This window comes from Burkholderia sp. AU15512 (assembly GCF_002223325.1).
Lineage (GTDB): Bacteria > Pseudomonadota > Gammaproteobacteria > Burkholderiales > Burkholderiaceae > Burkholderia.
On the sequence record NZ_NKEX01000004.1, the window covers coordinates 794163 to 812279 of the forward strand.

The 18117-nt window shown below is 69.4% G+C and carries 18 protein-coding genes; 9 read left to right on the top strand and 9 right to left on the bottom strand.

Annotated features, from left to right (window positions below; genetic code table 11):
• Positions 1–7: 7 nt before the first annotated feature.
• On the top strand, positions 8–928 hold the full coding sequence (locus tag CFB43_RS16310; RefSeq protein WP_089495754.1) for a LysR substrate-binding domain-containing protein: 921 nt from the start codon (positions 8–10) through the stop codon (positions 926–928).
• A gap of 9 nt (positions 929–937) precedes the next feature.
• Here the strand turns inward: CFB43_RS16310 and CFB43_RS16315 are convergent, their stop codons facing one another.
• From CFB43_RS16315 to CFB43_RS16325, 3 genes are read right to left on the bottom strand one after another with little or no spacing between them, the layout of a single operon-like run.
• Positions 938–3163 carry a xanthine dehydrogenase family protein molybdopterin-binding subunit gene (locus CFB43_RS16315; protein WP_089495755.1) on the bottom strand — a complete coding sequence of 742 codons (2226 nt, stop codon included), beginning with the start codon at positions 3161–3163 and terminating at the stop codon, positions 938–940.
• On the bottom strand, positions 3160–4161 hold the full coding sequence (locus CFB43_RS16320; protein ID WP_089495756.1) for an FAD binding domain-containing protein: 1002 nt from the start codon (positions 4159–4161) through the stop codon (positions 3160–3162). The genes CFB43_RS16315 and CFB43_RS16320 overlap by 4 nt, the downstream gene beginning before the upstream one ends.
• A gap of 18 nt (positions 4162–4179) precedes the next feature.
• Entirely contained in the window at positions 4180–4935 is a 756-nt protein-coding gene (locus CFB43_RS16325; RefSeq protein WP_089495757.1) for a (2Fe-2S)-binding protein, read from the bottom strand.
• Positions 4936–5488: 553 nt separating this feature from the next.
• Here CFB43_RS16325 and CFB43_RS16330 point away from each other — a divergent pair.
• Positions 5489–5776 carry a hypothetical protein gene (locus CFB43_RS16330; RefSeq protein WP_089495758.1) on the top strand — a complete coding sequence of 96 codons (288 nt, stop codon included), beginning with the start codon at positions 5489–5491 and terminating at the stop codon, positions 5774–5776.
• Positions 5777–6009: 233 nt separating this feature from the next.
• Here CFB43_RS16330 and CFB43_RS16335 read toward each other — a convergent pair whose 3' ends face one another.
• The gene (locus CFB43_RS16335; RefSeq protein WP_089441169.1) at positions 6010–6633 is read right to left on the bottom strand and encodes an RBBP9/YdeN family alpha/beta hydrolase; all 624 of its coding nucleotides are present in this window, start codon (positions 6631–6633) and stop codon (positions 6010–6012) included.
• Between the two features lie 320 nt (positions 6634–6953).
• Between CFB43_RS16335 and CFB43_RS16340 the strand changes: the two genes are divergently transcribed.
• Genes CFB43_RS16340 through CFB43_RS16355 form a run of 4 tightly spaced genes read left to right on the top strand, consistent with a single transcriptional unit; the run spans position 6954 to position 9596 of the window.
• A complete protein-coding gene (locus CFB43_RS16340) occupies positions 6954–7895 on the top strand; it encodes a 2-hydroxyacid dehydrogenase (protein ID WP_089495759.1) in 942 nt (313 codons plus the stop codon).
• A gap of 26 nt (positions 7896–7921) precedes the next feature.
• Positions 7922–8854 (top strand): hydroxymethylglutaryl-CoA lyase, encoded by a 933-nt coding sequence (locus tag CFB43_RS16345; protein WP_089426474.1) that lies wholly within the window; start codon positions 7922–7924, stop codon positions 8852–8854.
• A gap of 26 nt (positions 8855–8880) precedes the next feature.
• Positions 8881–9387 carry a YbaK/EbsC family protein gene (locus CFB43_RS16350; protein WP_039346541.1) on the top strand — a complete coding sequence of 169 codons (507 nt, stop codon included), beginning with the start codon at positions 8881–8883 and terminating at the stop codon, positions 9385–9387.
• Positions 9384–9596 carry a DUF1289 domain-containing protein gene (locus CFB43_RS16355; protein WP_011353411.1) on the top strand — a complete coding sequence of 71 codons (213 nt, stop codon included), beginning with the start codon at positions 9384–9386 and terminating at the stop codon, positions 9594–9596. Before CFB43_RS16350 ends, CFB43_RS16355 begins: the two co-directional genes overlap by 4 nt.
• Positions 9597–9863: 267 nt before the next feature.
• On the opposite strand, the gene CFB43_RS16360 is transcribed toward CFB43_RS16355, so the two are convergent.
• On the bottom strand, positions 9864–10766 hold the full coding sequence (locus tag CFB43_RS16360; protein ID WP_089495760.1) for a DMT family transporter: 903 nt from the start codon (positions 10764–10766) through the stop codon (positions 9864–9866).
• Positions 10767–10878: 112 nt separating this feature from the next.
• Between CFB43_RS16360 and CFB43_RS16365 the strand changes: the two genes are divergently transcribed.
• Positions 10879–11370, top strand: a complete 492-nt coding sequence (locus CFB43_RS16365; protein WP_089495761.1) for an Lrp/AsnC family transcriptional regulator — start codon at positions 10879–10881, stop codon at positions 11368–11370.
• 48 nt (positions 11371–11418) lie between these two features.
• On the opposite strand, the gene CFB43_RS16370 is transcribed toward CFB43_RS16365, so the two are convergent.
• On the bottom strand, positions 11419–12315 hold the full coding sequence (locus CFB43_RS16370) for an alpha/beta fold hydrolase (protein WP_089495762.1): 897 nt from the start codon (positions 12313–12315) through the stop codon (positions 11419–11421).
• Positions 12316–12581: 266 nt separating this feature from the next.
• Here CFB43_RS16370 and CFB43_RS16375 point away from each other — a divergent pair, with 266 nt between their 5' ends.
• Entirely contained in the window at positions 12582–13541 is a 960-nt protein-coding gene (locus CFB43_RS16375) for an NAD(P)H-dependent flavin oxidoreductase (protein ID WP_089495763.1), read from the top strand.
• A gap of 118 nt (positions 13542–13659) precedes the next feature.
• On the opposite strand, the gene CFB43_RS16380 is transcribed toward CFB43_RS16375, so the two are convergent.
• From CFB43_RS16380 to CFB43_RS16390, 3 genes are all read right to left on the bottom strand, one after another.
• Positions 13660–14622: a LysR family transcriptional regulator gene (locus CFB43_RS16380; protein ID WP_039346485.1), complete on the bottom strand. Its 963-nt coding sequence runs from the start codon at positions 14620–14622 to the stop codon at positions 13660–13662.
• A gap of 180 nt (positions 14623–14802) precedes the next feature.
• Positions 14803–15879: a porin gene (locus CFB43_RS16385; protein WP_089495764.1), complete on the bottom strand. Its 1077-nt coding sequence runs from the start codon at positions 15877–15879 to the stop codon at positions 14803–14805.
• A gap of 345 nt (positions 15880–16224) precedes the next feature.
• A complete protein-coding gene (locus tag CFB43_RS16390) occupies positions 16225–16722 on the bottom strand; it encodes a peptide-binding protein (protein WP_089495765.1) in 498 nt (165 codons plus the stop codon).
• A gap of 346 nt (positions 16723–17068) precedes the next feature.
• On the opposite strand from CFB43_RS16390, the gene CFB43_RS16395 reads away from it, so the two are divergent.
• Positions 17069–18100 carry a bile acid:sodium symporter family protein gene (locus tag CFB43_RS16395; RefSeq protein WP_089495766.1) on the top strand — a complete coding sequence of 344 codons (1032 nt, stop codon included), beginning with the start codon at positions 17069–17071 and terminating at the stop codon, positions 18098–18100.
• The last annotated feature ends 17 nt before the right edge of the window (positions 18101–18117 follow it).

Below are 18117 nucleotides of genomic sequence, written 5' to 3' on the forward strand. Positions count from 1 at the left end.
TACCCGCATGCGACGCATCCACCTTCCTCCGCTGCAGACGCTGCGCGCGTTCGAGACCGCCGTGCGGCTGCAGAGCTTCACGCGCGCGGCCGACGAACTCGCGCTCACGCAAGGCGCCGTCAGCCAGCACATCCGCGCGCTCGAGGCGCAGCTCGGCTATCCGCTCTTCACGCGCGAGCGCAACGGCGCGACGCCGACGCACGCCGCGCACGCGCTCGCCCTGCAGGTACGCCAGGGCCTCAGCGTGCTCGAGCGTGCGTTCGAGCCGGCGCTCGCCGTGCGCAGTCGCCCGCGCACCTGCGACGTCACGCTGAACGTCAGCGTGCTGCCGAGCGTCGCCGAGCGCTGGCTCGCGCCGCGCCTGCCGCGCTTCGCGGACGCGCATCCGCACATCGCGATCGTGTTGCACCCGGACGTGGCGCTCGCACCGCTGCGCAAGCGCGACCGCATCGACGTCGCGCTGCGCTACGGGCCCGGCACGTGGCCGGGCGTCGTCGTCGAGAAGCTGATGAACGAGACGATCTTTCCGGTCGCGAGCCCCGCGTATCGCAATCGCGACGGCATCGCACCGCGCGTGCCGGCCGATCTCGTGCGCGCGACGCTGCTGCGCCATCCCGCGCAACCGTGGGAACCGTGGCTCCAGGCCGCGCGGCTCGACCTCACCGAATCCGCACGCGCGCCGCGTTTCACCGATCCGAACGCGCTGATCGACGCGACGCTGAAGGGGCGCGGCGTCGCACTCGCGCGCCGCTCGCTGATCGAGCCCGAACTCGCGAACGGAACGCTCGTGCGCGTATCGACGGTGCGCATTGCCGACGTGTACGCACACTACGTCGTGTGGCGCCCGGGCCATCCGCACGAAGCGGCGATCCGCACGTGGCTCGACTGGCTGCGCAGCGAGGTGCGGCGCAGGACGCCGCAGCGCTGACGCCGGCGCTCACGCCCGCATCGGCATCGCCACCTTGTCGAGTGTGATCGGCAGATCGCGCACCCGCACGCCGGTCGCGTGAAAGACCGCATTGGCGATCGCGGCCGGCACGCCGGTGATGCCGATCTCGCCGATGCCGCGAATGCCGAGCGGATTGAAATGCGTGTCGCGCTCGTCGACGAAACTCACATCCAGCTCGCCGATGTCCGCGTTCACGGGCACGTGATATTCAGCGAGATTCGCGTTCGTGAAGCGGCCGTGCCGCACGTCGAGATGCGAGCCTTCCTCGAGCGCGGTGCCGAGCCCCCACACCATCCCGCCGATCAACTGGCTGCGTGCCGTTTTCGCGTTGAGCAGGCTGCCGACGCTGTAGACGCCGACGATGCGCGGTACGCGAATCGTGCCGAGCTCGGCGTCGACGTGCACTTCGGCAAACACCGCGCCGAACGAATGGGACGCATAGCGTGACTTCTCGTCGCCCGGCTTGGTCGTCGCCTGCGCGTCGATCGGCCGGCCGCCCGCACGCGCGATCACCGCCGCGGCCGGATCGCGCCGCGACGGCTCGCCGCGATGCACGACCCAGCCGTTGTCGACCGTCACGTCGCCGGCCGCGGTGCCGTGCAGCGGCGACCCGGGGTCGGCGACCGCCAGCGCGATCAGCTTCGCGCGCGCCTGCAGCGCGGCCTCGCGCACGGCCGGCGCCACGCTCGCCGCTGACTGCGAGCCGCCCGAAACCGGCGCACGCGGCAGGCTGGAATCGCCGAGCACGAAGCGCACGTTCTGCGGCGAGAAACCGAGCGCATCGGCCGCGACCTGCGTCATCACCGTGTAGGTTCCGGTGCCGATGTCCTGCGTGCCCGACGCGACTTCGGCCGTGCCGTCCGGCAAGATGCGCGCCCGCGCCGACGCTTCGCTGCGGTTCGCCGGATACGTGGCGGCCGCCATCCCGAGGCCGATCAGCGTGTCGCCGTCGCGCATCGTGCGCGGCGTGCCGGTGCGGCGCGACCAGCCGAAGCGCCGCGCGCCGACCTCGTAGCATTCGCGCAGCTTGTTGCTCGACCACGGCTTGCCGTCCTGCGGATCGACCGCCGCGTAATTCGCGAGCCGCAGCGCGACCGGGTCCATGCCGAGCCGCCACGCGAGTTCGTCCATCGCCGATTCCAGCGCGAACGAGCCCGACGCCTCGCCCGGCGCACGCATGAACGTCGGCGTGCCGACGTTCAGCGACACGATCCGGTGCGTGGTCGCGTGGTTCGGCACCGCGTACATGATCCGCGACGGCATCCCGCACATCTCCATCCAGTCCTCGAACGTCGACGTGGTGGCGATCGTGTCGTGGCGCATCGCCGTCAACGTGCCGTCCTGGCGCGCGGCCAGCACGATGCGCTGTTCGGTGAACGGCCGACCGCCGACCGGGCCGAACATCTGCGGCCGCGTCAGCGCGAGACGAACCGGGCGCCCGACCTGCTTCGCGGCCATCGCGCACAACGACACGTGCGACCACGACGAACCCTTGCAGCCGAAGCCGCCGCCGAGGAACTGTGAAATCACGCGCACGTGGTCCGGCGTGATGCCGAAGACCGCGGCCACCGCCGTGCTCGCGCCCGACACGCCCTGCGTCGCATCGTGCAGCGTGAGCGTCGGGCCGTCCCAGCGCGCCATCGTCGCGTGCGGCTCGATCGGGTTGTGGTGCTGCATCGGCGTCGTATAGGTTGCGTCGACGCGCACCGCGCCTTCGCGCAGGCCCGCATCGAGGTCGCCGCGCTGCGTATCCATCGGGCGGCCCTGCTGCTTCGGCGGCACGCGCGCGCAGCGCTTCGCCAGCGCGAAATCCACCACGGCATCGGTCGCGCGATAGCGCACCTGCACGGCATGTGCGGCGTCGGTCGCCTGCTCCAGCGTTTCGGCGACGACGACCGCGACGGGTTCGTTGCTGTAGCGCACCGTGTCGTCCTGCAGCAACGTGAGCCGGCGCCCGGCCGGCGGCGACAACGGCGGCCGGCCGCCGTTGGGCAGCCGCATCGCGTTCTCATGCGTGATCACGCTCAGCACGCCCGGCATCGCACGAGCGCGCGCCGCATCGATCGATTCGATGCGGCCGGATGCGATCGTGCTCGTCACGAGCACCGCGTGCGCGAGCCGCGCATCGGAGAATTCGGCCGCGTAGTGCGCGCCGCCCGTCACCTTGAGCACGCCGTCGACACGGTCCAGCGGTTGTCCCGTCATCGTGTTCATGCTGCACCTCCCGGCATGGCGGCTGCCGCTTCGACCGCACGGACGATCGCCCGCTGCGCGAGCGCGACCTTGAAGCCATTACCGTCGAGCGGCCGCGCGTCGCGCAACGCCAGCGCGGCCGCCTCGCGCAACGTCGCGTCGGTCGGTGTGCGGCCCGCGAGATGCGCTTCCGCCTCCATCGCCCGCCACGGCTTGTGCGCGACGCCGCCGAGCGCGATCCGTGCGTCGGCGACACGCGGGCCATCCATCCGCAGCGCAGCCGCGACCGACACCAGCGCGAACGCGTAGCTCGCGCGATCGCGCACTTTCAGATAGTGCGCATGGTCGGCGAAGCGCGGCGGCGGCAAGTCCACCGCGGTGATCAGCTCGCCCGGTTCGAGCGTCGTGTCAAGGTCGGGACGATCGCCCGGCAAGCGGTGAAACGATGCGATCGGAATCTGCCGCGCGCCGCGCGGGCCGCTCACCTGCACGACGGCGTCGAGCGCGGCGAGCGCGACGCTCATGTCCGACGGGTTCACCGCCACGCACTGGGGGCTGGCGCCGAGGATCGCGTGCATCCGGTTGTGGCCGCCGATCGCCGCGCAGCCGCTGCCCGGCTCGCGCTTGTTGCATTGCGCGAACGCGGGATCGTAGAAATACGGGCAGCGCGTGCGCTGCATCAGGTTGCCGCCGACGGTCGCCATGTTGCGCAATTGCGCGGACGCGCCGGCGAGCAGCGCCTGCGACAGCAGCGGATAGTCGGCGCGCACGCGCGGATGATCGGCCGCATCGCTGTTGCGCACGAGCGCGCCGATGCGCAGGCCGCCGCCGGGCAGCGCATCGACCGTATCCAGGCCCGCGATCCGCGTGATGTCGATGAGCGTGACGGGCCGCGCGACGCCGCCCTTCATCAGGTCCAGCAGGTTCGTGCCGCCGCCGATGAATGCGGCGCCGGACCGCTGCGCCGCGCGCACGGCGCCGGCGACGTCGGTCGCGCGTTCGTAGGAGATCGCTTCCATTGCGGTGCTCTCCGTCGGCTAGCCGCGCGCCGCGTACGCGGCGCGCACGGCGGCGACGATGTTCGGGTACGCGCCGCAGCGGCACAGGTTGCCGCTCATGCGCTCGCGGATCTCGTCGTCCGACAGCTGCGTGGGACGGCGCCGCACGTCGTCGGTGGCGGCGCTCCCGGCCCCCGCCGCGAACTCGTCGAGCAGCGCGGTCGCCGAGCAGAGCTGGCCGGACGTGCAGTAGCCGCACTGGAACGCATCGCATTCGACGAACGCGCGCTGCACCGGGCTCAGCACCCCGCCGCGCGCGAGCCCTTCGACGGTCGTGATCCGCGCGCCTTCGTGCATCACCGCGAGCGTCAGGCATGCGTTGATGCGCCGCCCGTCGACGAGCACCGTGCACGCGCCGCACTGCCCGCGATCGCAGCCCTTCTTCGTGCCCGTGAGCCCGGCGTATTCGCGCAGTGCGTCGAGCAGCGTGACGCGCGGTTCGAGCTGCAGCGTGTACGCGCGCCCGTTGATGTCGAAACGCACGGGCTGCGCCGGCACCGTATCGCGGCGGGGCGCGGCCGGCGTGGATGCCGCGTACGACGGCTGCGGATGAACGTGCGATGCGGCGCTGACGGTCGCGGCCGCCGCCGCGGATTGCAGGAAGTGGCGCCGCGCGGCACTGGACGGCAATTCGTGCGGCAACGGCGGCAGCGCCGCTGAATGGCCGGGCCCGAGCGGCGACGGGGCGTCGCGCGGCGGTTCGGCAGACGGAGAATCGGATCGATCGCTGGACATGACTTCTGCGAGCTCCATGGTTGATGGACGCGGCGGTGCGCCGCGTGCCCGGATGGCAGCGCGGTCGGCGCACGCATCGGCAAGGAGCAATTCGGGTGCCGCGACACTGCGGAGGCCGCATGCAGGTGCAGCGCGGGCTACCGTGCGCGGCGCGCACCGGGCGGCAGACGGGCCGGGTCGGCGGTGATCGCGCCGCCATGACGCCACGCTGGCGCGCGGCTGGCCGTTCGCTGACGAAGTGGCAATAACGCCCGGTTTTTCGGCGTGGCCGGCCGCGCATCGGTCGCAAATTGCCGGTCGTATTTACGATGCCGCGCAGGGTGCCCGCGTCGCCGTGGCCGGGTCGCGGCATCGCGCGCCGTGTAAATGCGCGCAGCATCCGCCTCTGCTGGAAAATTCCGCCATGCGTGCCGGTGGATCGCCGCGACAGCATTCGGTCAGCCTGACGAAAACGCTTCGCGATCAGGCCAGAATTGCAAACGATTCACCGAAACGTCGCATCGCGGCGGCATACTCGAAAACGTTTCCCGATCAGCCTGCCAGGAGAGAAGTCATGCGTCGCGTTTTCGTCGCCGTCGTTCTGTGTGCCGCCGTTTTCGTCGCCGCGTGCAGCGACGACGCGCCGCACGACGCCAACGCGACCGACGCCACGCAGCAGGCCGGCGGCGCATCGAGCGGCGCCGCCAGCGCGTTCAACAGCGACGCAAGCGCGAATACCGCCGCATCCGATGCCGCGCCGCTCGCGCCGCCCGTCGTGCACTACCCGCCCGATGACGACGACGATGCGAAGCCCGCCGCGAATGCAGCCGCCTCCAGCGCGGCCGCGTCGTCGCCGGGCTGATCCCGTCACCACGCGATAGGAGTCGGACCCGCTCGGGGAGAGCGGTGGGCATTCGTTGGGAGGCGTCGCTGACATGACGTCACGGTCGGCGGTGGCGCAAACGGCATGACGTCGCGCCACCTCGCGGGCCACGCCGAGCCCGGCCGGCCGAGCGATTCGGATCCGGCGGCGGTGCGGCCCGTCGCCGCGGCGTAAGCGCGCCGGCGCGCGGCACGCGCCGCGCCGCCCGCCCGTCAGACCGCGTGCGCGAGCGCGCGGTCGACGAGCGCGGTTTCGAAGCCGTCGTCCGCGTCGCGAAAGCGCAGCGGTGCCGCGCAATGGACGAGCGTGTCGATGAAGTACTTCGCGCGCGGCCACGGCCCGAAGCCGGCCGCGGTGTTGATGTGCCCCGCGTCGCCGAGGTTCACGAACGCGCTGCCCAGATGCTGCGCGAGCGTGCGCGCGTCGCCGAGCGGCATCCACGGATCGGTTTCGCTGCCGATCACGATCGACGGCACGGCGAGCCGGCGCGCGTCGAACGGCCCGGCAAACGTGAACTTCTTCGGACTGGCGGGCGCGACGAGCAGCACGCCCGCGACGTCGCCCGTATGCGGCCACTGCGCGAGCGCATGCGCGGCCGCGAGGCAGCCGAAGCTGTGCGCGGCCAGCACGAACGGGCCGCGTTCGCGGTCGAGCAACGCGCGCACCGATTGCGCCCAGCGCGCGAGATCGGGCGCGTCCCAGTCGTCCTGTTCGACGCGCAGCGAGCGCGGGAACTGCCGTTCGAGCCAGGTCTGCCAGTGAGCGCCTTCGCTGCCGTGCAGGCCCGGAACGGTGACGAGCCGCGGCGGCCACGCCGATTTGCTGCATGCGCGCATGATTGCCCTCGCTTGCTTGAAGACGGGATTCGATTGTGGCGCGGCGTCCGCGGCGGCCGAACCAATATTTTGTGCTTTGCTTTTAATTGGGCGGGCCAGCAGGGGCGTCCGCCTGCTCCGCGCACCGGCGCGCGATGCGCCGCGAAACCGTAGAATGTGGGCTTCCCGTCAGCTTCACACGGAACCGGGGCCGGGCGCCGACGCGCCGGGCGCCCGGTCGTCAGGAGACGCCCGATGTCCGCTACGCTCGCCGGCGCGCCGCGCCCGGCCCCGCTCGCCGTTCCCGTGACGCGCCTCGCCGGCGCGCGCGCCGTCATCCAATGAAGATCCTGTTCCATTCCCCGCACCAGGAAGCGGCCGCGTGGCGCGACCAGATCGCGCATGCGCTGCCGGAAGCCGAACTGCGCGCGTGGCAGCCAGGCGACACGGCCGCCGCCGACTACGCGCTCGTCTGGCGCGCGCCGCGCGAATTCTTCGCCCCGCGCGACGGCCTGCGCGCGATCTTCAACCTCGGTGCCGGCGTCGACGCGCTCCTCGCGCTCGAGCACGCGCATCCGGGCACGCTGCCGCGCCACGTGCCGCTCGTGCGGCTCGAGGATTCGGGCATGGCGCAGCAGATGGTCGAATACGTGACGCACGCGGTGCTGCGCTACCTGCGCCGCTTCGACGAATACGAAGTGCTGCAGCGCGAGCGCCGCTGGCAACCGCTCGAACCGCATGCGCGCGCCAGCTTCACCGTCGCCGTGCTCGGCCTCGGCGTGCTCGGCGCGCAGGTCGCGCGCGCGCTCGCCGCGCTCGGCCTGCCCGTGCGCGGCTACAGCCGCAGCGCGAAGCAGCTCGAAGGCGTGACGACCTTCGCCGGCGACGGCGCATTCGATGCATGCATCGACGGCGCGAAGGTGCTCGTCAACCTGCTGCCGAGCACGCCCGACACCGACGGCATCCTGGCGTCGCGCACGTTCGCACGGCTCGCGCCCGGCGCGTATGTCGTCAACGTCGCGCGCGGCGCGCATCTCGTCGAAGCCGACCTGCTCGACGCGCTCGCGAGCGGCCAGATCGCCGCCGCGACGCTCGACGTGTTCCACCGTGAGCCGCTGCCGGAAGACCATCCGTTCTGGCACGCGCCGCGCATCACGATCACGCCGCACAGCTCGGCCGAGACGCTGCGCGACGAAGCCATCGCCCAGATCGCCGGCAAGATCCGTGCACTGGAGCGCGGCGAGCGCGTCGGCGGCATCGTCGATTACGCACGCGGCTACTGAACCTACAAGCACACCAGGAGACAACCATGACGTTCCCCACCGCCGTCAAGATCGTCGAAGTCGGCCCGCGCGACGGGCTGCAGAACGAGAAGACCTTCGTGCCGACCGACGTAAAGATCGCGCTCGTCGACCGCCTGTCGCACGCCGGCTTCCGCAACGTCGAGGCCGCGTCGTTCGTGTCGCCGAAATGGGTGCCGCAGATGGCCGACGGCGCCGACGTGATGGCCGGCATCGAGCGCCGCGCGGGCACCGTGTACTCGGTGCTCACGCCGAACCTGAAGGGCTTCGAGAATGCGGTCGCGGCGCGCGCGGACGAAGTCGTGATCTTCGGCGCGGCGAGCGAGGCGTTTTCGCAGCGGAACATCAACTGCAGCATCGCCGAGAGCATCGCGCGCTTCGAGCCGGTCGCGAAGGCGGCGAAGGATGCGGGCCTGCGGCTGCGCGGCAGCGTGTCGTGCACGCTCGGCTGCCCATACCAGGGCGACGTGCCGGTCGCATCGGTCGTCGACGTCGTCGAGCGCTTCGCGGCGCTCGGCTGCGACGAGATCGACATCGCCGACACGATCGGCGTCGGCACGCCGAAGCGCACGCGCGAAGTGCTCGCGGCCGTCACGCGCGTATTCCCGCGCGAACGCCTGTCGGGCCACTTCCACGACACCTACGGCCAGGCGCTCGCGAACATCTACGCGGCGCTGTTCGAAGGGATCGAGATCTTCCACGCGTCGGTCGCGGGCCTCGGCGGCTGCCCGTACGCGAAGGGCGCGACCGGCAACGTCGCGACCGAGGACGTGCTGTACCTGATGCAGGGCCTCGGCATCGACACCGGCATCGACCTCGCGCAGGTCGTCGCCGCCGGCGACTTCATCTCGAACGCGATCGGCCGCGCGAACGTGTCGCGCGCCGGTCGCGCCCTGCTCGCCAAGGCGCAGAGCGCGGCCGACGCCGCGAACTGCGTATGACCCCGGTATTCGATGGATTCCTCAACATGACGACACCTGCTTCATTCGATTCCCTCCCCGATTCCGCGCGACGCGTCGCGCTGCTGCTGCGCGAGCGCGGCCATGCGAAAGGCATCGTGATGCTCGCCGAAACCGGCAAGACGTCGGCCGAAGCCGCGGCCGGGCTCGGCTGCTCGGTCGCGCAGATCGCGAAGTCGATCCTGTTTCGCCGCCAGTCGGACGGCGCGCCGGTGCTCGTGGTCGCGAGCGGCGTGAATCGCGTCGACGAGAAGAAGGTCGCCGCGCAAGTCGGCGCGGTCGGCCGCGCGGACGCGAAGTTCGTGCGCGACAACACCGGCTATGCGATCGGCGGCGTGTGCCCGATCGGTCATCTCGTCGAACCCGTCACGCTGATCGACGCCGACCTGCTCGAGCTCGACAGCCTGTGGGCGGCCGCCGGCCATCCGCACGCGGTGTTCAACCTGTCGCCGAACGAACTCGTGTCGCTGACGGGCGCGCCGGTCGCGGACGTCGCGTTGCGGGAGCCCGCATGAGCGACGTGCCGGTGACGGTGCCAGTCGGCACGGTCGCGTCGCCGTGCACCGACGTATGCCGGATCGATCCGCGCACCGACTGGTGCGCGGGTTGCCTGCGCACGCGCGACGAGATCAAGGGATGGCGTGCGTCGGACGACGACGCGCGGCGCGCGTTGCTCGCGCGGCTCGATGCGCGGCGGCGTCTGCTAGCGAGAAGCGGCGCATAAAAAAAAGCCGTTCAGCCTGACAGGCGAACGGCATCGAGATCGGAATCCTGTGAACGTGATCAACGTCACAGCCCGCATCATACGAGCGACGCGGCCGCATCGCATCGGGTGTTTCCCTACAACTTCTTACAGCGTCTTCCACGCGTGTGCGCGCACGACTTTTGCTCGCCATGTACGCACCCGCTGCCCGCAATAGGCGCGCCTGAAATACGCATTCGACGAGCAGCTGCGCTGCCCCGTAGCGGCTCGCCGAATCGCACGACCGTTTCAGTGGCCGACGGCCGCACGACGGGCCGGCACGATGCGCCAGCCGAGATTCACGCCGGCCGCCGCGAGCAGGATCAGCAGCGCGCCGACCACCTGCGTCCACGCGAGCGTCTGCCCGAACGCGACGCGATCGACGACGATCGCGACGACCGGATAGACGAACGACAGCGCGCCGGTCATCGCGGTCGGCAGCTTCTGGATCGCGCCGTACAGCAGCACATACATCAGACCTGTGTTCACGACGCCGAGCACGACGAGGTCGAGCCACTGTCCGGCGGTCGCCGGCAACGTGCCGAAGTGCGCGAACGGCGCGAGCAGCAGGACCCCGAGGCCGGCCTGCAGCAACGCGAGCAGATGCGGCGGCGTGCCCTTCAGGTGCTTCGTGACGATCGACGAGATCGCATACAGGAACGCCGCGCCGAGCGACAGCGCAACACCTTCCAGATATTCGCCCGGCACCGCGAGCACGGCCGGCTCGACGCGCACCACGGCGACGAGCCCGACGAAGGCGAGCGCGAGCCACGCGAGCGTCGACGCGGTGATCCGCTCGCGGAACACGATCGCGCCGAGCGCGACGAGCATGAACGGCTGCGTGTTGTAGACGGCGGTCGCCATCGAGATCGACGCGCGCGAATAGGCGGCGAACAGCAGCAGCCAGTTCGCGACGATCGCGACGCTGCCGAGCGTCGCCAGCGCGAGCATCCGCGGCGAGAACAGTGCACGGCGCAGGAACCCGAACGCCGCGCAGACGATCGCGAGCGTCGCGGCGCCGAACAGGCAGCGGAAGAACACGACGTTCGTCAGCGGCTGCTGCGACGACATCACGAGCCAGCCGATCGTGCCGGACATCATCATCGCGACGACCATCTCGGCGGCGCCGCGGCGAATTTCATTCGAAGCCATCGTGAACTCCGTTCGGAAGAGTGGATGACTTCGATTCTAGAAACTTGCTTTCGCGGCAACCACGGCTAAACTGAAGTGAATCGACCGATTCACCTTCGAAAGCAAAGCGATCATGCCGAAACGCCTTTCCCCGCCCGCCGTCGCGTCGCTCGACGCGACCGACCGCGCGATTCTCGCGGCGCTGGCCGACGACGCGCGCATCGCCACCAGCGAACTCGCCCGGCAGATCGGGCTGTCGGCGCCCGCGACCGCCGACCGCGTGCGGCGGCTCGAGGCGCAGGGCGTGATCGCCGCGTTCACCGTCGAGCTCGACCCGCGCGCGCTCGGCTACACGCTGCAGGCGATCGTCCGCGTGAAGCCGCTGCCCGGCCAGCTGCATCTCGTCGAAGAGATGCTGCGGCGGATTCCCGAGTTCGTGGAGTGCGACAAGGTGACCGGCGACGACTGCTTCATCTGCCGGCTCTACCTGCGCACGATCGCGCACCTCGACGACATCCTGTCGAAAGTGACCGAGCGCGCCGAGACGAGCACCGCGATCGTGAAGTCGACACCGGTGCCGCGCCGGCTGCCGCCGCTCGTCGAGGACGACGCCGCGCACCGCTGAACGAGCCGGCACGCGCGCCGCGCCGCCGACGTGCCCGCGCGTGTACCGTCAGGCAGCCGCGTCGCGCGCCTCGAAGAACGCCAGCAGTTCGTCGATCAGCGCGACGGGCGCCTCCTCCGGAATGTAGTGCCCGCACTCGAGCGCGCGGCCGCTGACGTCGCGCGCAACACGGCGCCATTCGTCGAGCGGATCGAAGCAGCGGCCGACGATTCCGTTCTCTCCCCACAGCACGCGCAGCGGGCACGCAACCTTGCTGCCGCGCTCGAGATCCGCACGGTCGTGCTCGAGATCGATCGTCGCGGACGCGCGGTAGTCCTCGCACATCGCATGCACGGCGCCCGGCTGCGCGAGCGCGGCGCGGTACGCGGCGAGCGCCTCGGGTGCGAACGGCGCCAGCCCGGCGGACCGGTTGCCCATCACGCGCTCGATATACGCATCGGTATGCGCGCCGACCAGCGTCTCGGGCAGCGGCTCCGGCTGGATCAGGAAGAACCAGTGGAAATACGCGGTCGCGAACGCGCGATCGGTTTTCTCGTACATCGCGAGCGTCGGTGCGATGTCGAGCAGCATCATCCGTTCGACGGCGTCCGGATGATCGAGCGCGAGCCGGTGCGCGACCCGCGCACCGCGATCGTGCGCGCACACATGGAAGTGCTCGAAGCCGAAATGCCGCATCACGGCGACCTGGTCGGCCGCCATCGCCCGTTTCGAATACGGCACGTGCTGCGCGTCGCTCGGCGGCTTGCCCGACGCGCCGTAGCCGCGCAGGTCGGTGGCGATCACCGTGAAATGATTCGCGAGCGTCGCCGCAACGCGATGCCAGATCATGTGGGTTTGCGGATGTCCGTGCAGCAACAGGAGCGGCGGACCCGCGCCTCCTTTGACACCGAAGATGTCGGTGTCCTGCACCGTCACGCGAAACGGTGCAAACGCCTCAAACGACATGGTTTATTTCTCGTTGGTTTGTTATGGCCGCTATTTTAGGAGCGCTTGCGCCTCTGCACAGCGGGGCAACAGCCAGAATCCGTAGAAAGAGAACACTCCCTCGATTGGCGGCACGCCACGCATTTTGTTAAGCTCGCGTAGAATCGCACGATCGTTCGTATTAATAAGGACGACCTCGTTTTACCGCTACACTCGAATCACCGTTCGACCGCAAAGCATGGCGCCGGCGCGACCGCGCGGGCGCCCCTGGAGACTGGAGACATCACATGGCATTGCCCACCGTCCTGCAGAACCTGACGCTGCCCGTCATCGCGTCGCCGATGTTCATCGTCAGCTACCCCGAACTCGTGCTCGCGCAATGCAAGGCGGGCATCGTCGGTTCGTTCCCCGCGCTCAACGCCCGTCCGGCCGAACTGCTCGACGAATGGCTCACGCAGATCCAGTCCGAGCTCGCCGACCACCAGGCGAGGAATCCCGGTGCGGTGATCGGCCCGATCGCGGTCAACCAGATCGTCCACCAGTCGAATGCGCGGCTCGAGCACGACGTACGCGTGTGCGTCGAGCACAAGGTGCCGATCTTCATCACGAGCCTGCGCGCACCGGCGCGCGAGATCGTCGACGCGGTGCATAGCTACGGCGGCATCGTGCTGCACGACGTGATCAACCTGCGCCACGCGCAGAAGGCGCTCGAAGCCGGTGTCGACGGGCTGATCCTCGTCGCGGCCGGCGCAGGCGGCCATGCGGGCACGACGTCGCCGTTCGCGCTCGTCGGCGAAGTCCGCAAGATCTTCGACGGCCCGATCGTGCTGTCCGGCGCGATCGCGAACGGCGGCTCGATCCTTGCGGCGCAGGCGATGGGCGCCGACTTCGCGTACATGGGCACGCGTTTCATCGCGACGCAGGAAGCGCACGCGATCGACGACTACAAGCACGCGATCGTGAACGCGAAATCGTCGGACATCATCTACACGAACCTCTTCACGGGCGTGCACGGCAACTACATTCGGGAGAGCATCGAGAAGGCCGGCCTCGATCCGGAGGCGCTGCCGGAATCCGACAAGACCAAGATGAATTTCGGCAGCGACAAGACGAAGGCGTGGAAGGACATCTGGGGCGCCGGCCAGGGCGTCGGCCTGATGGACGACCTGCCGAGCGTGGGTGCGCTCGTCGAGCGCCTGAAGCGCGAATACGACGACGCGAAGGCGCGACTCGGCATTCCGCGCTGACGAAGGCGGCGGCCCTCGCGGCCGCCGCCGGCGCGCATGCCGTCGGACAAAACAAAAAGCGCGAACCGCAGCGGTTCGCGCTTTTTCATTGCCCCGCTGTAGCGGGACACACGGCGGTTCAGACCGCGCGCTTCATCCGCGTGATCGGCAGCACGCGCAGGCGCGATTCGATCGACGGGCACAGCGACTGCCCTTCGAAACGCGCCGCCAGGAAGTCGACGAACGAACGCACCTTCGCGGATACGTGACGACGGCTCGCGTAGACCGCGTAGATCGGCGCCTCGTGCGGCGGCACCGCATCGAGCAGCACCGGCACGAGCCGGCCGGACTCGATGTCGTCGCCGACCACCTCCGTGCCGAGCAGCGCGATGCCCGCGCCCGCGAGCACGGCCGCACGCAGCCCTTCGAGATGGTTCACGATCAGGTTGCCGTTGAGGTTCACGCGCGACGCGGCGGCCGCGTCGATCACCAGCGAGTCGAGCATCGTCGAATTCGAGTCGCGCCGCAGGTAGTTGTGGTGCGCGAGATCGCCGATCGTCGCGGGCGTGCCGTGCTTCTCGAGATACTCGGGCGACGCGACCAGCAGGATGTGCGCGGTCGCGATCTGCCGCGCGACCAGCGACGACGATTTCAATCCGTTCGGCGCCGCGCGCACCGCGACGTCGTAGCCTTCCTCGATCAGGTCGACCACGCGATCGGACAGCGTCATGTCGACGGTCACGTCCGGGAACCGGCCCGCATAGTCGGTGACGGCCTGCATCACGTGCCGCAGCCCGAACGCCGATAGCGACGTGACGCGCAGCCGGCCTTGCGGCACCACGCTCGCGGCGCCGACGGCCTGCCCGGCTTCGTCGAGTTCGGACAGCGCCTGCACGAGGCGCTCATAGTATTCGCGTCCCGCCTCGGTAGGGGCGACGCGTCGTGTCGTGCGATGCAGCAGCCGTGCGCCGAGCTGCTGCTCGAGATGCATCACGTGCTTGCTCGCCATCGCAGCCGACATCTGCATGCGCTCGGCCGCGCCGACGAAGCTGCCCACTTCGACGACGTAGCGAAACACATTCATGCTGACGAGGGTATCCATCGAACTAGCTCGTAATGACGGGGAATGGTCCAATTACGAGATAGGGTAACAAAGGCGGGGAAACAGAAAGGTCAAGAAAGGCAAAACGGCGCCGCGGGGTCGCAGCGCCGTTTTGGCGGGAAAACATGCAGTCCGGACGCGTTTTTCACACGCGTCCGGCGCACCGGCCGCGCGTGCGCGTCAGAACTTCGCGCGAATGCCGGCGCCGAACGTGTTGCCGGTCGACAGGCCGCTGATGTGGTCGTTCATGTACGCGGCGTAGACGTCCGTGCGCTTGGACAGCGGATAGTCGTAGCCGACGGCCCAGGTCTGGCGCGTCTGGTCGAGGCCGCCCGAATCGCGCGAGTACGCGTACGACGCCATCGCGTTGCCCACGCCGAGCGGCACCGACACGCCGCCCTGCGCGGTGTTCACGTGCCAGCTGCCCGCGACCTGGTCGTTCTTCGTATACATGTACTGGCCGAACAGCTTCACGTACTTGAGGTCGTAGGTCGCGCCGACTTGCGCGATGCCCTGGCTCTTCATGCCGGCCACCAGCGCGCTCAGGTCACGCGGGCCGTTGTTGAAGTTCACGTACTGGTAGACCGCGGTCGCCGCGAACGGGCCGTTCGCATAGTTGAACTGCGCGCTCCACTTCTTCGAGCCGTTGTCGCCGGCCTGGTTGCCGAGTGCGTACATCGCGCCGAAATTCAGGCCACCGAACGAAGGCGACGTGTACGAAAGTGCGTTGTTCCAGCCCGAATCGCCGACGGCACCCTGGTCGCTCGGGTAGGTCGGGAACGTGCCGAGGCCGAGGAACACGTGGTACACCATCGGCGAGAAGGTGTACGAGTCGTAGAACGGGTTGAACAGGATCGTCGACAGGAACAGGTGCGTGGTCAGGCGGCCGGCCGTGACCGTGCCGTACGGCGAATCGATGCCGACGTAGGCGTTGCGCGCGAAGAACGTGTCGCCCTGGAAGCGGCCGAACTGGCCGTTCTGTGCGCGGAAGAAACTTTCCAGCGTGAAGATCGCCTTGTAGCCGTTACCGAGATCCTCGGCGCCGTGCAGGCCCCAGTACGACGTCGACATCCCGCCGCCGCTCACGTTCCACGCACGGTTGCCGCCCGGGAACTTGGTTGCGCCGACCCATTCGTCGACCTGACCGTAGAGCGACACGCTCGACTGTGCATGGACGGGTGCGGCAGCCGCCACGCAGGCGGCCGCGGCGATCAGCTTGACGGACGTGCGCGACGCACGGCGAGCGAATGCTTTCATTGGATCTCCAGATTTTGTCGAATGGTCGATAAGTGGCGCGAGCGTTGTTTTTTGGAGCCGAGTGCTTGCGTCGTATGGGGCGCAGCCATCTTTACGGATCATTCGTCCGGCCAAAATTGCGCACACTTATTGCTGGTATAGCGCCAGCATTAACTTCGCGGAATGGATACATGGCCGGGCACCTGCCGGCGGCCCCGCACGAACGCGGGCGCGCGGCGGGACGGCAGCGGGGCACACGCGAGCCGGGCGCGAAAGATAGCGCAATGCGACGGGAAAATCAGCGGAAATCTGTGCGCGACTGTGGCGAATTCGCATCAGCCGGCGGAGGGCCGAGCGCGCGGGCGCTCAGTTTCGGTAGAACGGGGAGAAAGACGGCGAGTGCGCAGGCTCTTCCTGCGAGCGGGGCGGCGGCATCGGACGTCCGCCGCGCTCCTCGTTGTAGCGCGCGACGTCGGCGCGGATCGAACCGGCACGCAGCGGCACGTTGCCGCCGCCCGGCGGGCGCGGCACCTGGCGCACGTCGGCGCTGATCGGACGATACGGGCTTTGCGCGGCGTAATGGCCATACGACGGCGTCGGCCGCAGCCCCCAGCGGGAGCCGTAGCCGTTCACACCGCCGGCGCGTGCACCGGGCGAAGGCGCCACGCGGCGCCAGACGGGCCCGCCACCAGCCGGCTGACCGTACGCGCGCATGTCGCCGCCACCGAAGCCGTGGCCGCCGAAGCCCTGGCCGCCGAACGCATGACCGCCGTGGGGCGGCTGCGCGAGCGCGAGCGGCAACAGCAGCGCGCCGAGCACGCCTGCCACCCATCGTCCGATCTTCCGTTTCACCCGTTCCGTCATCGTTCAGTGCCTGTCCACGCCCGCCGCCGGCTCCTTTCGGCCGACCCAAGGCTTTCAGCAGTAATTTATGAGCGGGCCGAAAGCGTGTCGAGCCAAAAAGTGTTATGTCGCCGGCATCGGTGTAACACCATGTTACTGCTAGGTTTTTTCACTTCCGGGCGCGACCGCGACAGAACATTCTTCTGCCGTTTTGCGCACGGCCGGGCCGGCGCCGCGGGCGCTGGTGCATGAGATTGGCTCATCAATCGATTCCCACAATGCATTTGTGTAGTGAATCGCCGACCGGGACAATGGCGCCATCCGCGCGCGCGACGCGCGCCCTGGTCGTTTCCGAATCGAGTTCCCGATGGTCCGTCCCCGTTTTCTCCCCGACAACTTCACGCTCGCGCTCGTCGGCACCGTCGTGCTCGCGAGCCTCCTGCCGTGCCGCGGCCCGGCCGCCCATGCGTTCAACTGGGCGACCAACATCGCCGTCGGCCTGCTGTTCTTCCTGCACGGCGCGAAGCTGTCGCGCGAGGCCGTCGTCGCGGGTGCGACCCACTGGCGGCTGCACGCGGTCGTGCTGCTCAGCACGTTCGCGCTGTTCCCGCTGCTCGGCCTCGCGCTGAAGCCCGTGCTGCAGCCGCTCGTCACGCCGACGCTGTATGCGGGCGTGCTGTTCCTGTGCACGTTGCCGTCGACGGTCCAGTCGTCGATCGCGTTCACGTCGATCGCGAAGGGCAACGTGCCGGCCGCCGTGTGCGCGGCATCCGCGTCGAGCCTGCTCGGGATCTTCGTCACGCCGGCGCTCGTCGGGCTGATGATCACGTCGCAGTCGGCGGCCGCCGCGTCGCCTTGGAGCACCGTCGGCAGCATCGTGATGCAGCTGCTCGTGCCGTTCATCGCCGGCCAGTTGCTGCGGCCCGTGATCGGCGGCTGGATCGACCGCAACCGCGGCGTGCTGCGCTTCGTCGACCAGGGCTCGATCCTGCTGGTCGTCTACGTCGCCTTCAGCGAGGCCGTCAACGAAGGCCTGTGGCACCAGATCCCGCCGCGCGCGCTCGGCGGCCTGCTCGTCGTCAACCTCGTGCTGCTCGCGATCGCGCTGCTGCTGACCGCGTTCGTCAGCAAGCGGCTCGGCTTCAACCGCGCCGACCAGATCACGATCATCTTCTGCGGGTCGAAGAAGAGCCTCGCGGCCGGCGTCCCGATGGCGAAGGTGATCTTCTCGGCGAACGCGGTCGGCGCGATCGTGCTGCCGTTGATGCTGTTCCACCAGATCCAGCTGATGGCGTGTGCGGCGCTTGCGCAGCGCTGGGGCGCGCGCGACATGAGCGGCGAGCACGACGAGGGCGACGCGGCATCGGCGTCCGGGGCGCTCAGCGCGGGCAAGCGCTGACGAGCAGGCGGGACGGC

Bases quoted from the DNA above. Each gene is read 5' to 3' on its own strand.
- CFB43_RS16390 (WP_089495765.1), bottom strand. From the start codon at position 16,722: ATGACGGAACGGGTGAAACGGAAGATCGGACGATGGGTGGCAGGCGTG.
- CFB43_RS16315 (WP_089495755.1), bottom strand. From the start codon at position 3,163: ATGAACACGATGACGGGACAACCGCTGGACCGTGTCGACGGCGTGCTC.
- CFB43_RS16325 (WP_089495757.1), bottom strand. From the start codon at position 4,935: ATGTCCAGCGATCGATCCGATTCTCCGTCTGCCGAACCGCCGCGCGAC.
- CFB43_RS16365 (WP_089495761.1), top strand. From the start codon at position 10,879: ATGCCGAAACGCCTTTCCCCGCCCGCCGTCGCGTCGCTCGACGCGACC.
- CFB43_RS16340 (WP_089495759.1), top strand. From the start codon at position 6,954: ATGAAGATCCTGTTCCATTCCCCGCACCAGGAAGCGGCCGCGTGGCGC.
- CFB43_RS16380 (WP_039346485.1), bottom strand. From the start codon at position 14,622: ATGGATACCCTCGTCAGCATGAATGTGTTTCGCTACGTCGTCGAAGTG.
- CFB43_RS16385 (WP_089495764.1), bottom strand. From the start codon at position 15,879: ATGAAAGCATTCGCTCGCCGTGCGTCGCGCACGTCCGTCAAGCTGATC.
- CFB43_RS16350 (WP_039346541.1), top strand. From the start codon at position 8,881: ATGACGACACCTGCTTCATTCGATTCCCTCCCCGATTCCGCGCGACGC.
- CFB43_RS16345 (WP_089426474.1), top strand. From the start codon at position 7,922: ATGACGTTCCCCACCGCCGTCAAGATCGTCGAAGTCGGCCCGCGCGAC.
- CFB43_RS16360 (WP_089495760.1), bottom strand. From the start codon at position 10,766: ATGGCTTCGAATGAAATTCGCCGCGGCGCCGCCGAGATGGTCGTCGCG.
- CFB43_RS16370 (WP_089495762.1), bottom strand. From the start codon at position 12,315: ATGTCGTTTGAGGCGTTTGCACCGTTTCGCGTGACGGTGCAGGACACC.
- CFB43_RS16330 (WP_089495758.1), top strand. From the start codon at position 5,489: ATGCGTCGCGTTTTCGTCGCCGTCGTTCTGTGTGCCGCCGTTTTCGTC.
- CFB43_RS16320 (WP_089495756.1), bottom strand. From the start codon at position 4,161: ATGGAAGCGATCTCCTACGAACGCGCGACCGACGTCGCCGGCGCCGTG.
- CFB43_RS16335 (WP_089441169.1), bottom strand. From the start codon at position 6,633: ATGCGCGCATGCAGCAAATCGGCGTGGCCGCCGCGGCTCGTCACCGTT.
- CFB43_RS16310 (WP_089495754.1), top strand. From the start codon at position 8: ATGCGACGCATCCACCTTCCTCCGCTGCAGACGCTGCGCGCGTTCGAG.
- CFB43_RS16355 (WP_011353411.1), top strand. From the start codon at position 9,384: ATGAGCGACGTGCCGGTGACGGTGCCAGTCGGCACGGTCGCGTCGCCG.
- CFB43_RS16395 (WP_089495766.1), top strand. From the start codon at position 17,069: ATGGTCCGTCCCCGTTTTCTCCCCGACAACTTCACGCTCGCGCTCGTC.
- CFB43_RS16375 (WP_089495763.1), top strand. From the start codon at position 12,582: ATGGCATTGCCCACCGTCCTGCAGAACCTGACGCTGCCCGTCATCGCG.